This window comes from Streptomyces sp. B21-083, assembly GCF_036898825.1.
Classification (GTDB): domain Bacteria; phylum Actinomycetota; class Actinomycetes; order Streptomycetales; family Streptomycetaceae; genus Streptomyces.
The window spans coordinates 2,664,096-2,677,924 of sequence record NZ_JARUND010000001.1; the positions used below are offsets into that span (position 1 = coordinate 2,664,096).

At 70.3% G+C, this 13,829-nt stretch carries 12 protein-coding genes; 7 read left to right on the forward strand and 5 right to left on the reverse strand.

Annotated elements, in window-relative coordinates; genetic code table 11:
• Nucleotides 1-34 precede the first annotated feature (34 nt).
• A complete protein-coding gene (locus QA861_RS11905; protein ID WP_334588315.1) occupies nucleotides 35-1,474 on the reverse strand; it encodes a gamma-aminobutyraldehyde dehydrogenase in 1,440 nt (479 codons plus the stop codon).
• Between the two features lie 164 nt (nucleotides 1,475-1,638).
• On the opposite strand from QA861_RS11905, the gene QA861_RS11910 reads away from it, so the two are divergent.
• The 7 genes from QA861_RS11910 to QA861_RS11940 all read left to right on the forward strand — a co-directional run bounded on the left by QA861_RS11910 (nucleotide 1,639) and on the right by QA861_RS11940 (nucleotide 8,496).
• Nucleotides 1,639-2,154 (forward strand): Lrp/AsnC family transcriptional regulator, encoded by a 516-nt coding sequence (locus tag QA861_RS11910; RefSeq protein ID WP_334590524.1) that lies wholly within the window; start codon nucleotides 1,639-1,641, stop codon nucleotides 2,152-2,154.
• Entirely contained in the window at nucleotides 2,139-3,539 is a 1,401-nt protein-coding gene (locus QA861_RS11915; protein WP_334588316.1) for an aspartate aminotransferase family protein, read from the forward strand. The genes QA861_RS11910 and QA861_RS11915 overlap by 16 nt, the downstream gene beginning before the upstream one ends.
• A 182-nt stretch (nucleotides 3,540-3,721) precedes the next feature.
• Complete coding sequence (locus QA861_RS11920) at nucleotides 3,722-4,522, forward strand: ABC transporter ATP-binding protein (RefSeq protein ID WP_334588317.1); 801 nt, start codon at nucleotides 3,722-3,724, stop codon at nucleotides 4,520-4,522.
• Nucleotides 4,504-5,883 carry a hypothetical protein gene (locus QA861_RS11925; protein ID WP_334588318.1) on the forward strand — a complete coding sequence of 460 codons (1,380 nt, stop codon included), beginning with the start codon at nucleotides 4,504-4,506 and terminating at the stop codon, nucleotides 5,881-5,883. The genes QA861_RS11920 and QA861_RS11925 overlap by 19 nt, the downstream gene beginning before the upstream one ends.
• Before the next feature lie 96 nt (nucleotides 5,884-5,979).
• A complete protein-coding gene (locus QA861_RS11930; RefSeq protein WP_334588319.1) occupies nucleotides 5,980-6,393 on the forward strand; it encodes a VOC family protein in 414 nt (137 codons plus the stop codon).
• A 147-nt stretch (nucleotides 6,394-6,540) separates the two neighbouring features.
• Nucleotides 6,541-7,662 carry an LOG family protein gene (locus QA861_RS11935; RefSeq protein WP_334588320.1) on the forward strand — a complete coding sequence of 374 codons (1,122 nt, stop codon included), beginning with the start codon at nucleotides 6,541-6,543 and terminating at the stop codon, nucleotides 7,660-7,662.
• Nucleotides 7,663-7,815: 153 nt separating this feature from the next.
• Nucleotides 7,816-8,496, forward strand: a complete 681-nt coding sequence (locus QA861_RS11940; protein WP_334588321.1) for an LAETG motif-containing sortase-dependent surface protein — start codon at nucleotides 7,816-7,818, stop codon at nucleotides 8,494-8,496.
• 214 nt (nucleotides 8,497-8,710) lie between these two features.
• Here QA861_RS11940 and QA861_RS11945 read toward each other — a convergent pair whose 3' ends face one another.
• The 4 genes from QA861_RS11945 to rlmN form a co-directional block, all read right to left on the reverse strand.
• On the reverse strand, nucleotides 8,711-9,727 hold the full coding sequence (locus tag QA861_RS11945; protein WP_334588322.1) for an ABC transporter ATP-binding protein: 1,017 nt from the start codon (nucleotides 9,725-9,727) through the stop codon (nucleotides 8,711-8,713).
• Between the two features lie 2 nt (nucleotides 9,728-9,729).
• Nucleotides 9,730-11,430 carry an ABC transporter permease gene (locus QA861_RS11950; RefSeq protein WP_443041476.1) on the reverse strand — a complete coding sequence of 567 codons (1,701 nt, stop codon included), beginning with the start codon at nucleotides 11,428-11,430 and terminating at the stop codon, nucleotides 9,730-9,732.
• On the reverse strand, nucleotides 11,406-12,488 hold the full coding sequence (locus tag QA861_RS11955; RefSeq protein WP_334588324.1) for a thiamine ABC transporter substrate-binding protein: 1,083 nt from the start codon (nucleotides 12,486-12,488) through the stop codon (nucleotides 11,406-11,408). Before QA861_RS11955 ends, QA861_RS11950 begins: the two co-directional genes overlap by 25 nt.
• Before the next feature lie 213 nt (nucleotides 12,489-12,701).
• A complete protein-coding gene (gene rlmN / locus QA861_RS11960) occupies nucleotides 12,702-13,808 on the reverse strand; it encodes a dual-specificity RNA methyltransferase RlmN (RefSeq protein ID WP_334588325.1) in 1,107 nt (368 codons plus the stop codon).
• Between the last annotated feature and the right edge of the window lie 21 nt (nucleotides 13,809-13,829).

A 13,829-nucleotide genomic window follows, 5' to 3' on the forward strand; every position in this document is an offset into this window, starting at 1 on the left:
CCGCCCGGGACCGCGTTCGTGCCACGTACGGCCGTCAGCCGCCGAGCGACGTCATGACGTGCTTGATCCGCGTGTAGTCGTCGAAGCCGTACCCCGACAGGTCCTTGCCGTAGCCGGACTTCTTGAAGCCGCCGTGGGGCATCTCCGCGACCAGCGGGATATGGGTGTTGATCCACACACAGCCGAAGTCCAGGACCTTCGACATGCGCATCGCGCGCGCGTGGTCCTTCGTCCAGACCGACGACGCGAGGGCGTAGTCCACGCCGTTGGCCCATCCCACGGCCTGCGCCTCGTCCGTGAAGGACTGGACGGTGATGACCGGACCGAACACCTCGTTCTGGATGATCTCGTCGTCCTGCTTCAGGCCCGACACGACCGTCGCGGCGTAGAAGTAGCCCTTCTCGCCGACCCGGTGACCCCCCGCCTCGACCTTGGCGTGCGCGGGCAGCCGCTCGATGAAGCCGGAGACCTGCTTCAGCTGGTTCGGGTTGTTGAGCGGTCCGTACAGCACGTCCTCGTCGTCCGGCTGCCCGGTCTTGGTCTCGGCGGCGGCCTTGGCGAGCGCGGCGACGAACTCGTCGTGGATGGACTCCTGGACGAGGACGCGTGTGGCCGCCGTACAGTCCTGGCCCGCGTTGAAGTAGCCCGCGACCGAGATGTCCTCGACGGCCTTGGCGATGTCGGTGTCCTCGAAGACGACGACCGGCGCTTTTCCGCCCAGCTCCAGGTGGACGCGCTTGAGGTCCTTCGACGCGGACTCGGCGACCTGCATACCGGCGCGCACCGAACCGGTGATCGACGCCATCGCCGGCGTCGGGTGCTCGACCATCAGCCGGCCGGTGTCACGGTCGCCGGTCACGACGTTGAAGACGCCCTTGGGCAGGATCGAACCCATGATCTCGGCCATGAGCACCGTGGACGCGGGCGTCGTGTCCGACGGCTTGAGCACCACCGTGTTGCCGGCCGCGATCGCCGGGGCGAACTTCCACACGGCCATCATCATCGGGTAGTTCCAGGGCGCGACCTGCGCGCAGACCCCGACCGGCTCACGCCGGACGATCGACGTCATGCCGTCCATGTACTCGCCGGCGCTGCGTCCCTCCAGCATCCGGGCCGCACCGGCGAAGAAGCGGATCTGGTCCACCATCGGCGGGATCTCCTCGGACCGCGTGAGCCCGATCGGCTTGCCGGTGTTCTCCACCTCGGCCGCGATGAGTTCCTCGGCGCGCTCCTCGAACGCGTCCGCGATCTTCAGGAGGTGCTTCTGCCGCTCGGCCGGCGTCTTGTCGCGCCAGGCGGGGAAAGCGGCGGCGGCCGCCGCCATCGCGGCGTCGACGTCCGGCTGCCCGGACAGCGGCGCGGTCGCGTACGCCTCGCCCGTCACGGGGTTGACCACCTCGGTGGTCCGCCCGTCGGCGGCGTCCCGGAACTCACCATCGATGTAGTTGCGCAGACGACGCAGCTCGGTGCTCACTGCCGGCCCTCCAGATTCGGGTGTCCATTGACTGAGACACCACCCTATTCCGCAGTCCGACGTTTTCAACACCCCCGACGCCCCGCAAGCTACGAAATCCGCATGTCAAGCGTCCATGAACAACGAATTTCATCGATCGAGCCTTGCGAAACCGTCGACTCCTCGTGCACAGTGAGCGCGTGGCCAGTCGAAGCGCAGAGCAAAGGGACTCCCGCGAGTCCAGGAGCGGCACCCCCCAGCTGGACGCCGTCTCCCTCGCCATCATCGAACAGCTCCAGGAGGACGGCCGCAGACCGTACGCGGCGATCGGCAAGGCCGTGGGCCTCTCCGAGGCGGCCGTGCGCCAGCGCGTCCAGAAGCTGCTCGACCAGGGCGTGATGCAGATCGTCGCCGTCACGGACCCGCTCACCGTGGGTTTCCGCAGGCAGGCGATGGTCGGCGTCAACGTCGACGGCGACCTCGACCCCGTGGCCGACGCACTGAGCGCCATGGCGGAAGTCGAGTACGTGGTGATGACCGCGGGTTCCTTCGACATCCTCGCCGAGATCGTCTGCGAGGACGACGACCACCTGCTGGACGTCATCAACAAACGCATGCGGGCCCTGCCCGGCGTGCGCTCCACCGAAAGCTTCGTCTACCTCAAGCTCAAGAAGCAGACCTACATGTGGGGAACCCGATAACCGTGACGACCACCGACAGCCACAGCTCCAAGGACCTCAGCCGCACCGCGTACGACCACCTGTGGATGCACTTCACCCGCATGTCGTCCTACGAGAACGCTCCCGTCCCGACGATCGTCCGGGGCGAGGGCACGTACATCTTCGACGACAAGGGCCGGCGCTATCTCGACGGTCTGGCGGGGCTGTTCGTGGTCCAGGCCGGTCACGGCCGCGTCGAGCTGGCCGAGGCCGCCTTCAAGCAGGCGCAGGAGCTGGCGTTCTTCCCCGTGTGGTCGTACGCCCACCCGAAGGCGGTAGAGCTGGCGGAACGTCTGGCCGGCTATGCGCCGGGCGACCTCAACAAGGTCTTCTTCACCACCGGCGGCGGCGAGGCCGTCGAGACCGCCTGGAAGCTCGCCAAGCAGTACTTCAAGCTGGTCGGCAAGCCCACCAAGTACAAGGTCATCTCGCGTGCCGTCGCCTACCACGGCACCCCTCAGGGCGCCCTGTCCATCACCGGACTGCCGGCCCTGAAGGCCCCCTTCGAGCCGCTGGTCCCAGGCGCCCACAAGGTCCCGAACACCAACATCTACCGCGCCCCGATCCACGGCGACGACCCGGAGGCCTACGGCCGCTGGGCCGCCGACCAGATCGAGCAGGAGATCCTCTTCGAGGGCGCCGACACGGTGGCCGCCGTCTTCCTGGAGCCGGTGCAGAACGCGGGCGGCTGCTTCCCGCCCCCGCCCGGCTACTTCCAGCGGGTCCGCGAGATCTGCGACCGCCATGACGTCCTGCTCGTCTCGGACGAGGTCATCTGCGCCTTCGGCCGCCTCGGCACGATGTTCGCGTGCGACAAGTTCGACTACGTACCCGACATGATCACCTGCGCCAAGGGCATGACCTCGGGCTACTCCCCGATCGGCGCCTGCATCATCTCGGACCGTCTCGCCGAGCCGTTCTACCAGGGCGACAACACCTTCCTGCACGGCTACACCTTCGGCGGCCACCCGGTGTCCGCGGCCGTGGGCCTGGCCAACCTCGACCTGTTCGAGCGCGAGAACCTCAACCAACATGTGCTGGACAACGAGGGCGCGTTCCGCTCGACCCTGGAGAAGCTGCACGACCTGCCGATCGTCGGTGACGTCCGCGGCAACGGCTTCTTCTACGGCATCGAACTGGTGAAGGACAAGGCGACCAAGGAGTCCTTCGACGCGGAGGAGACGGAACGTATCCTCTACGGCTTCCTCTCCAAGGCCCTCTTCGAGAACGGCCTGTACTGCCGTGCCGACGACCGCGGCGACCCGGTCGTCCAGCTCGCCCCGCCGCTGATCGCGAACCAGGAGACGTTCGACGAGATCGAACAGATCCTGCGCGCGACACTGACGGAGGCGTGGACGAAGCTCTAGCCCCCGGCGGCTCTGCGGCCCGGGTGCACCCGTACGAGTGGGATGGGTGCACCCGGGCCGCGTGCTGTCCGGCGTTCCCGGCCCACATCCTTAGCGTGCCCTGTAACCGATCGGCCCTGTCTTCGTTCCCCCGCACGGGGGATGGACTCAGGGAATTACGGATCTGAACGAGGTGTACGCCCATGGTGGCCCCGCCGGACAACGACGTGCTCTGGGCACGCGCCCTGCACTACCAGCACAACGACGGCTCGCCTGCGCTGAGCGGCGTCTCGCTCGGTGTCCGTGAGGGCGAGATCCTCGCCGTCAGCGGCCCGCGCGGCAGCGGCAAGACGACCCTGCTGCGCTGCCTGTCGGGCCTGGTACGACCGCTGCGGGGCGAGGTCTGGTTCAACAGCGTGCCCGTGCACACGATGGGCCCGCTCACCCGTGAACGGCTGCGCCGCGACCGGTTCGGCTGGATCGACCCGGCCCCGGTCCTCGTACCGGAACTGAACGTCTGGGAGAACGCGGCCCTGCCCCTCATGCTGCGCGGCACCAGCCGTCGGCGTGCCAAGACGGCGGCCCTGGAGTGGCTGGAGCGCCTGGACATCGGCGACCGGGCCCGCAAACGCCCCTGCGAGCTGCGCCAGTCGGAACGCCAGCGCGTCTCCATCGCCCGCGCGCTGGCCCCGGGCCCCACGGTCCTCTTCGCCGACGAGCCGACGGCGCCGCTCTACCAGGCGGACCGGGCGCACGTTCTGCGGACGCTGACGACAGCGGCCCGCTCGCACGGCATCACGGTGGTCCTCGCGACGCACGACGCGGACACGGCGGCGCTCGCGGACCGCACGGTCTCGCTGCTCGACGGGCGACGCGTGAACACCGTCCACCTGCCCCCGGTCACCACGAACGACACGGAGACCGGGACCGGGACCGGGACCGGCACCGGCACCGGCACCGGCACCGACGCGGAAGGCCGGGCCGCGTGCTCGCTCTCCGTCTAGCCCGCGGCGCCCACCCCGGCGTCCAGCTCCGGCGTCTCCTGGTCGCGACGGCGTCGGCTGCCACGGGTTTCCTGCTCCTGGGCACCCTGGGCCACGCCCTCGCCCACCAGAACACCCCCGGCGGCTCGGCCCTGCGCCTGGCCTGGTGCATGGCCCCGCTGGCGGCCACGGTCTACTTCGCGGTGACGGCGGCCCGCACGGACCCCGGCACCAGACCGCGCCCCGGCCTGGCGGCGATCGGCCTGGGCCCGGCCCGGCTGATGGCCGTCGCGGCCACGACGACGGTCCTGTCCTGCACCCTGGGTTCGATGCTGGCCCTGCTGTTCTTCCTCCACCTGCGAGGCGACCTGACGGGCATGCCGTTCGACGGCGACGCCGCGGACTTCCTGGCCGCCGACCGCCCCCTCCCCCTCCCGGCCGCCCTGACGCTGCTGACCCTGGTACCGGTGGCGGCGTCGGTCTCGGTCGCCCTGACCCTGCGGCCGACCGACACCCGCCAGGCTCCGGGCAACGGCACCCGCCTTCGGCGGTACGGCCGGTTCGGAGCGGAGGGCGCCCACAGCACCCGGGACACCTTCGGCGCGTACGGGCGGTTCGGCGCCCAGCTGCGCTCCACACCCCGTCCGGCGCCGGACGGCGCGACCAGCCCTTCAGCGCCGGCCCCGGACACCGCCGAAACCCCGGACCAGGACACCGACCCGGCCCCCGCCGACCTCACCGCCACCGACCCGCACGCCCTCCCCGCCCCGCGCCCCACTCCCCGGGGCCTCCCCTGGGGGATCGCCGCCCTCGCGGCCGGCCTCGCCGTGGAGGCGTACGCCGCCCGCACCCCCCACACCCGCCTCGCCATGCCCGGCGGAGCCACCGGTAGCTCCGCCGCCGTACTCGTGGGCTGGGCCCTCACCGCCCTGGGCCTCGCCCTGGCCGGGCCCGCCCTCACCCATTTCTGCGGTCGTCTCCTCCAGGCCGTCCGCCCCGGCGCCCTCCGTCTGCTCGCCGGCCGCGTCCTCATGGAGGAGGCGACCCGCATCGGCCGCCCCCTGGGCGTCGTCTGCGCGGTGGCGTCGGGCGCGTACGCCATGCTCGTGTTGTACGAGGACGCCGTCGACGACCCGTCCCTCGGCCCCCTCACCACCCTGGGCGCCCTGGTCGTGGTGGGCTGCGCCGTCGCCACGCTCCTCACGGCCGCCGCCGAGGCCAGACACGCCCGCGCGGACACCACCGCCGCCCTGCTCCGCCTGGGCGCGCCGGCCACCACCCTGCGTACCGCCGCGGGCCTGCGCGCCGCCGCCCTTCTCGCCCTGTTCGCCCCGCTGACCTTCCTGATCGCGGAGTTGGCGGCGCTGCCGCTGACCGCCTGAGAATCCGTACGAAAAAAATCTCTACGCACCGATGAGTTCCGCACAGGCGCCCGGTCTACCCCACCGAACAGCACCACACCGACGGGAGAGACCCTCATGAGCGAGTACCAGCAGATGATCTTCGTGAACCTGGCCGTCAGCGATGTCGCCGCCTCGAAGAAGTTCTTCACTGAGCTCGGCTACACGATCAACCCGCAGTTCACGACCGACGACACCGCCTGTGTCGTGATCAGCGACAACATCATCGCGATGCTGCTGAGCAAGCCGCGCTACGCCGACTTCACGAAGAAGGAGATCGCGGACTCGACGAAGACCAGCGAGGTCCTCATCTGTCTGAGCGCCGAGAGCCGCGCGAAGGTCGACGAGCTGGTCGACGGGGCGCTCGCGGCGGGCGGCACCGAGCCGCGCGACGCGCAGGACTACGGCCAGATGTACGGCCGCGCGTTCGACGACCTCGACGGCCACACCTGGGAGGTCATGTGGATGGACCCGGCGGCCGTCCAGGGCTAGGGCCTGCCCGGCGGATCATGCCGGAGACCACGGGCTTGGCACGCCCGTCTGCCTCGTTGTCGTCACTCTCCCCCGCTCGCGGCTCAGTTCGACCGGGGGAGAGAGGGGCCGGACCGACCCTGACAGGGCCCGTGCTTACATGGGCGGGTGCAGACGAGTCCCGCCCATGCGGCGCACCACGACGACCGTGAGATCGAGACGCTCCAGGAGTTCGACGCGGTCGTCTCGGCCCGCGGCACCCTCGCCGGATTCCGCGTCCAGGCCGTCGATCTGACGGACCGTACGAAGGAACTGCTGACCAGCGGCGCCGAGGGCGCCGTCTTCCTCGGCTGCCCGATGCGTCCGGACGCGGCGGCGAAGATCCGCGCGGACGGCGCCCTGGTCTTCCCGCCGGTCCCGGGCCTGCCCTTCGACCCGTACCGCGGCCATCTCTACTCGCCGGACGAGTTGTTCGCCGGGCTCGACCAGGGTTACGAGCGGACCCCCGACGCCCTCGGGTACGCCTGGTTCCAGCACACCAAGGCCGACGGCGACATCTTCGCCTCGATGCTGCGCTCCGTCCACGACGACGCCGTCTCCGACGCCCTCGACGAACTCCTGTGCCGGGCACAGGTGGTGGGGGTGATGGGCGGCCACGCGATGGCACGCGGAACGCGGGAGTACGCCGGTGCCGCGCGCCTGGGGCGTGAGCTGACGCGCGCCGGGTTCACCGTGGCCACGGGCGGTGGCCCGGGCGCGATGGAGGCGGCGAACCTCGGCGCGTACGCGGCCACCTTCGAGGACGCCATGCTCGACGAGGCGTGCGAACTCCTCGCCGGGGCACCGTCGTTCACACCCTCGATCACCGACTGGGCGCGCGCCGCCTTCGAGGTCCGCGCGCGTTGGCCCGAGGGGGCCGGCTCGGTGGGCATCCCGACCTGGTTCTACGGGCACGAACCGCCGAACGCCTTCGCCTCGCACATCGCCAAGTACTTCGCCAACGCCACCCGCGAGGACGGGCTGCTGGCCCGCTCGAACGCGGGGATCGTCTTCCTGCCGGGCGCCGCCGGGACCGTACAGGAGATCTTCGACAACGCGACCCCGAACTACTACCAGTCGCGCGGCGAGCCCACGCCCATGGTCCTGGTGGACCGCGCCCACTGGACCGAACGGCTGCCCGCCTGGCCGTTGCTCCAGTCGCTGGCGCGGGGCCGGGCGATGGAGGACCGAATCGCCCTGGTCGACCGGATTGAGGACGCTCCGGACGCTTTGAAACGCCTCGCCGGTTAACGGGTAGGCAAAGACCAATGCCTGGAGCCTGCATACAGATTGACAGCCCTTATGCTGCGCTTATAAACCTGTGAGACTCCTGGGGGTGACGAGGTGATGAGGTCTCTTCACTCCCTCCCACTCCCTCAGTTGTGCATCCCGTGAAGGGCAACCGTGTCCATATCTCTCCGTACCGCGCGTTCCGTGCGCATCCTCGGTGTTGCCTCCGCCTCGGCCGCGCTCGCGCTGGGCGTCGCGGGCAACGCGTTCGCCTGCAACATCAGTGAGTTCTCCGCGGTCGCCAAGTGCGACGGCGAAAACGGCGTCATCAGCGTCACCGACGTGGACGCGTCGGGCACCCCCGCCACCGTCACCGTGTACCTGGGCGAGAAGCTCATCGGCACCCAGGACGTCGTGGGCAGCCGCGAGGGCGTCACCGTCGACTTCCCGGAGGACTGGGCGCCGAACACGACGTACCGCGTCCACGTCAAGGCCGGCAAGCTGGTCGACGAGGACATCAAGTCGGGCGTGAACACCCCGGACGAGGCCTGCAAGCCGGAGTCGACCCCGACTCCGACCCCCTCGGCTTCGCAGCCGGAGGAGTCCGCCACTCCCACCCCGTCGGCGTCGGAGCCCGAGGAGTCGGCCACCCCGACCCCGTCGGCCTCCGAGAGCACCCCGGGTGCCCCCGCGAGCAGCGTTCCGACGCCCGCGGGCGGTAGCTCCAACCTCGCCGAGACCGGCGCCAGCTCGAACACCGGTGTGATCGCCGGTATCGCGGCTGCCCTGGTCGTCGTCGGCGGCGGCGCCGTCTTCTTCGGTCTGCGCCGTCGTGGGGCGTCCAGCAACAGCTGACGTTCCGCTCGCTGTATCCGCAGCGCCTGGCTGTACGTTGTGGCCCGTCCCCGCATCAGGGGGCGGGCCACTCCGCACTATCCAGCCTGTCTGGGGGTCCCCCCTCTGGGGGAGCTTGAGGACGAGGCCCCTTCAGGGCCGAAGCGGGGGTCTGGGGGCGCAGCCCCCAGGGATGGGACGGGTAGGGGCGGCGGGGGCGAGGAAAGTGGACCCCTCAGCCGAGCACGACGATCTCGGACGCGTCGAAGACCACACCGACCTCGGCGCCCGGCTCCGGTGCCTCGCGCAGCGCGCACGCGGCCTCCAGGCGGGGCGCGTCCTCGGGCTGCAGCTGTACGGCGACATGCGTACCCCGGAAGGTGCGCGCGGTCACGGTGCAGCGCAGGCCCTCGGCGGCGGGCACCAGGCGCACACCGGCGGGCCGTACGAGCAGCGCGCGCGGCCCCTGGGGGGCGCCCTCGGGGACCGGTGCCTTGCCCCAAGGGGTGTCGGCGACCTGCCCGCTCACCGTGGCCCCGACGACGTTGTCGAAGCCGAGGAAGCGTGCCACGAACTCGTCGGCGGGCTGTTGCCAGACCTCAAGTGGCGTACCGGACTGGGCGATTCGCCCGTCGCGCATCACGATCACCCGGTCGGCGAGAGCGAAGGCCTCGCCCTGGTCATGGGTGACGGCGAGCACGGTGGTGCCCAACCGGCCGAAGAGTTCCCTCAGTTCGACGACGAGACGCTCGCGCAGCGAGCGGTCCAGCTGGCCGAGCGGTTCGTCGAGCATCAGCAGGCGGGGGCGCGGCGCCAGAGCTCTGGCGAGGGCGACGCGCTGCTGTTCCCCGCCGGAGAGCGCGGCGACGGCCCGTCCGGCGGCCCCCGGCAGCCCGACCAGGTCCAGCAACTCCCTCACGCGCACGTCCTGTTGAGCCCTGGGTACGTGGTGCATGCGCAGCCCGAAGGCGACGTTGGCGCCGACATCCCGCTGCGGGAAGAGCTGGTGGTCCTGGAACATCAGACCCACCTCCCGCTTGTGTGCGCGCACCCCGGCGAGATCCCGGCCGTCGAGCGACACCCGCCCCGCGTCCAGGGGTTGGAGTCCGGCGACCGCCCGCAGCAGGGTCGACTTTCCGCTGCCGCTGGGCCCGAGCACGCACACGATCTCGTGCTCGTCGACATCGAGGCCGACGCCGTCGAGCACGGCCCGCGCCCCGAACCGTACGGTCGCTGCTTCGAGACTGAGCATGGTCAGAACTCCCCGGTCCGGTCGGTCCGCAGCCGCTCCAGCACGAGCAGAGCCACCGCGCACACCACCATCAAGATCGTCGAAAGGGCCATCGCCTGGCCGTAGTTGAGGTCACCGGGGCGCCCCAGCAGGCGGGCCACGGCGACCGGCAGAGTCGGGTTGTCGGGCCGGGCGATGAACACGGTCGCCCCGAACTCGCCCAGCGACACGGCGAACGCGAACCCGGCCGCGACCAGCAGCGCCCGCCGCACGATCGGCAGATCGACCTCGCGCCAGACCCGCCAGGGCGAGGCCCCGAGCACGGCCGCCGCCTCCCGGAGCCGCCCGTCCACCGCACGCAGCACCGGCAGCATGGTCCGCACGACGAACGGCACCCCGACCAGCGCCTGCGCGAGCGGTACGAGGATCCAGCTGCTGCGCAGATCGAGCGGCGGCTCGTCGAGCGCGATGAGGAACCCGAACCCGACGGTCACCGCCGACACCCCGAGCGGCAGCATCAGCAGCGCGTCGAACCCCCGTACAAGCCGCCCGGCATCGCGCCTGGTCAGCGCCACGGCCGCCAGCGAGCCCACGACGACGGCGATTCCGGTGGCGGCGAGGGCGTACTGGAGCGAGTTCCCGATGGCGGAGATCGGCGCCACCAGGAAGATGCCGGAGTCGTCCCGGGTGAGCGCCCTGTAGTAACCGAGGCCCGCACCACCGGGCGTGGCGAACGACCGCTGGACCAGCACGGCGAGCGGCAGCACCAACAGGACGGCGATGCTCACGAGCACTCCGCCGAGCAGTGCCCACTGGCCCCGGCCGCGCGGCCGGCGTGCTGTCGTCTCCGGCGCCACGAGCCGTAGCGCGCTCTCCCGTCGCCGTACCGTCCGGGCGTGCACGGCGAGAACCGCGCCCACCGCCAGGAACTGGACGATGGTCAGCACGGCGGCCGTACCCAGGTCGAAGATCTCCGAGGTCTGGCGGTAGATCTCCACTTCGAGGGTGGCGAAGGTCGGGCCGCCGAGGATCTGCACCACTCCGAAGGAGGTGAAGGTGAAGAGGAAGACCATGAGCCCGGCCGCGGCGACGGCGGGCGCGAGAGCGGGCAGGGTGACCTGCCGCCAGGCCGCGAACCGCGAGGCGCCGAGCACCCGCGCGGCCTCCTCCTGGCGCGGGTCGAGCTGCGCCCAGAGCCCGCCGACGGTCCGTACGACGACGGCGTAGTTGAAGAAGACGTGCGCGAGCAGGATCGCCCACACGGTCGTGTCCAGCCGTACGCCCCACAGCTCGTCGAGCAGCCCGCCGCGCCCGACCAGCGCCAGGAAGGCGGTCCCGACGACGACGGTCGGCAGCACGAACGGCACGGTCACCACGGCCCGCAGGACCTGCTTGCCCCTGAAATCGAAGCGCGCGAAGACATACGCGCCGGGGAGCGCGATCAGCAGCGTGAGCGCGGTGGACGCGAGCGCCTGCCAGAAGGTGAACCAGAGGACATGCCGGATGCCGGGGTCCTCCAGCACGTCCCCCACCTGCCCGAGCCGCCAGACCCCGTCGACGTGCAGGCCCCGCGCGACGATCGCGGCGACGGGATAGGCGAAGAAGAGCGCGAAGAAGACGACGGGCAGCACCAGCAGCCCACCGCGCAGGGCGGCGCCCCGCCGACGCGCAGCCGCTTCCGCTGCGCCCACTGCTTCGGCTACTTCAGTACGAGCGATGTCCACGACTTGACCCACTGGTCACGGTGCGCGGCGATCTTCGCGGGGTCCATCGTCTCGGGGTCCTTGGCCTGCGGCCCGAACTCGGTGAACTCGGCGGGCACCTGCGCGCCCTCCCGTACGGGATACACGAACATGTTGAGCGGCATGTCCTCCTGGAAGGTCTTGCCGACCAGGAAGTCGAGCAGCGCCTTGCCGCCCGCGCTGTTCCCGGCGTTGCTGAGCAGCCCCGCGTACTCGATCTGCCGGAAACAGGTGCCGGTCGCGACGCCGGTGGGCGCGGTGGTCGGCTTCGGGTCGGCGAAGATCACCTCGGCGGGCGGCGAGGAGGCGTACGAGACGACGAGCGGCCGGTCCCCCTTGGCCTTCTTGCCGCCGGCCGACCCGGAGAACTCCTCGTTGTACGCCTGCTCCCACCCGTCGACGACCTTCACGCCGTTGGCCTTGAGCTTCGTCCAGTAGCCGGACCAGCCGTCGTCTCCGTACTTCGCGGCGCTGCCGAGCAGAAAGCCGAGCCCCGGCGAGGAGGTGGAGGCGTTCTCGGTGACGAGCAGGTCCTTGTACGCGGGCTTGACCAGATCGTCGAAGGACCCGGGCGGGGTCAGCTTGTGCTCGCTGAACCAGGCCTTGTCGTAGTTGACGCAGATGTCGCCGGTGTCGATCGGCGTGACCCGGTGCTTGTCCGCGTCGGTCCGGTACGCGGGCAGGATCGCGTCGGCGTCCTTCACCTCGTACGACTGGAACAGTCCGTTGTCGAGCGCGCGGGAGAGCAGGGTGTTGTCGACGCCGAAGAAGACGTCGCCCTGCGGGTTGTCCTTGGTCAGGATCGCCTTGTTGACGGCCTGGCCGGCGTCGCCGTCCTTGAGGACCTTGACGGTGTACCCGGACTGCTTCTCGAAGGCGGCGAGGACGCTCTTCGAGACGGCCCACGAGTCATGGCTGACGAGGGTGACGGTCTTGGAGTCCGCCGCCGAACCGCTGCCGCCGTCGCCGGAGCCGCACGCGGACAGCGTGACAAGCCCGAGCCCGACGGCAAGGGCCGTGACCTGCTTGGTGATGTTCACCGGATTTTTCCTCCTGGGATGACCAGGAAGAGACGCGGCCCTGCCCAGAACCCATGACGGGGTTCCGGGCAGGGCGCAACAGCTTGAGTGATGACCGAACTTCCTACCCAGAATGACCTGGGCGAGGTTCAGAGGGTCTGCGGGCTGTCCCGCACTCTCAGCGCTGTGGCGCTCCCCTGTCGGAATATGAAGATATGTATGTACGGCGTAAGACTACCGCTCGGTGGCCGCCAGCTGACCGCACGCCCCGTCGATCTCCTGCCCCCGGGTGTCCCGAACGGTGACGGGCACGCCGTGCGCGGCGATGGCCTCGACGAACGCCTTCTCGTCCTCGGGCCGCGAGGCGGTCCACTTGGACCCCGGAGTCGGGTTCAGCGGGATCAGGTTGACATGCACGGGCTTGCCCCTGAGCAGCCGCCCGAGCCGGTCACCACGCCAGGCCTGGTCATTGATGTCCCGGATCATCGCGTACTCGATGGACAGCCGGCGCCCCGACTTGGCCGCGTACTCCCACCCGGCGTCGAGGACCTCCCGCACCCTCCACCGCGTGTTGACGGGCACGAGGGTGTCGCGCAGCTCGTCGTCGGGTGCGTGCAGGGAGATGGCGAGCCGGCACTTGAAACCCTCGTCGGAGAACCGGTTGATGGCCGGTACCAGTCCCACGGTCGAGACGGTGATCCCGCGCTGCGACAGCCCCATGCCGTCCGGCGCGGGGTCGGTCAGCGCACGGATGGCGCCGACCACGCGCTTGTAGTTGGCGAGGGGCTCGCCCATACCCATGAAGACGATGTTGGAGAGCCGCGCGGGGCCGCCGGGGATCTCCCCGTCCCGAAGCGCACGCATCCCGTCCACGATCTGGTGCACGATCTCGGCGGTGGACAGATTCCGGTCCAGCCCGGCCTGTCCGGTCGCGCAGAACGGGCAGTTCATCCCGCACCCGGCCTGCGAGCTGATGCACATGGTCACCCGGTCCGGGTACCGCATGAGCACCGACTCGACGAGCGTCCCGTCGAACATCCGCCACAGCGTCTTGCGGGTGGTGTCCTGGTCGGTCGACAGATGACGCACGACCGTCATCAGCTCCGGAAGCAGCGCTTCCTGGAGCTTCCCGCGCGAGGCGGCCGGGATGTCCGTCCACTCCGCCGGGTCGTGCGCGAACCGCGCGAAGTAGTGCTGCGAGAGCTGCTTGGCACGAAACGGCTTCTCACCGATCGCGGCAACGGCCTCTTTACGCTCGGCAGGCGTGAGATCGGCAAGATGCCGCGGCGGCTTCTGGGCTCCGCGCGGGGCGATGAATGTGAGTTCTCCGGGCTTAGGCATGGCTGTACCAGTGTCGCAGAC

Bases quoted from the DNA above. Each gene is read 5' to 3' on its own strand.
- QA861_RS11920 (WP_334588317.1), top strand. From the start codon at position 3,722: ATGGTGGCCCCGCCGGACAACGACGTGCTCTGGGCACGCGCCCTGCAC.
- QA861_RS11930 (WP_334588319.1), top strand. From the start codon at position 5,980: ATGAGCGAGTACCAGCAGATGATCTTCGTGAACCTGGCCGTCAGCGAT.
- QA861_RS11945 (WP_334588322.1), bottom strand. From the start codon at position 9,727: ATGCTCAGTCTCGAAGCAGCGACCGTACGGTTCGGGGCGCGGGCCGTG.
- rlmN (WP_334588325.1), bottom strand. From the start codon at position 13,808: ATGCCTAAGCCCGGAGAACTCACATTCATCGCCCCGCGCGGAGCCCAG.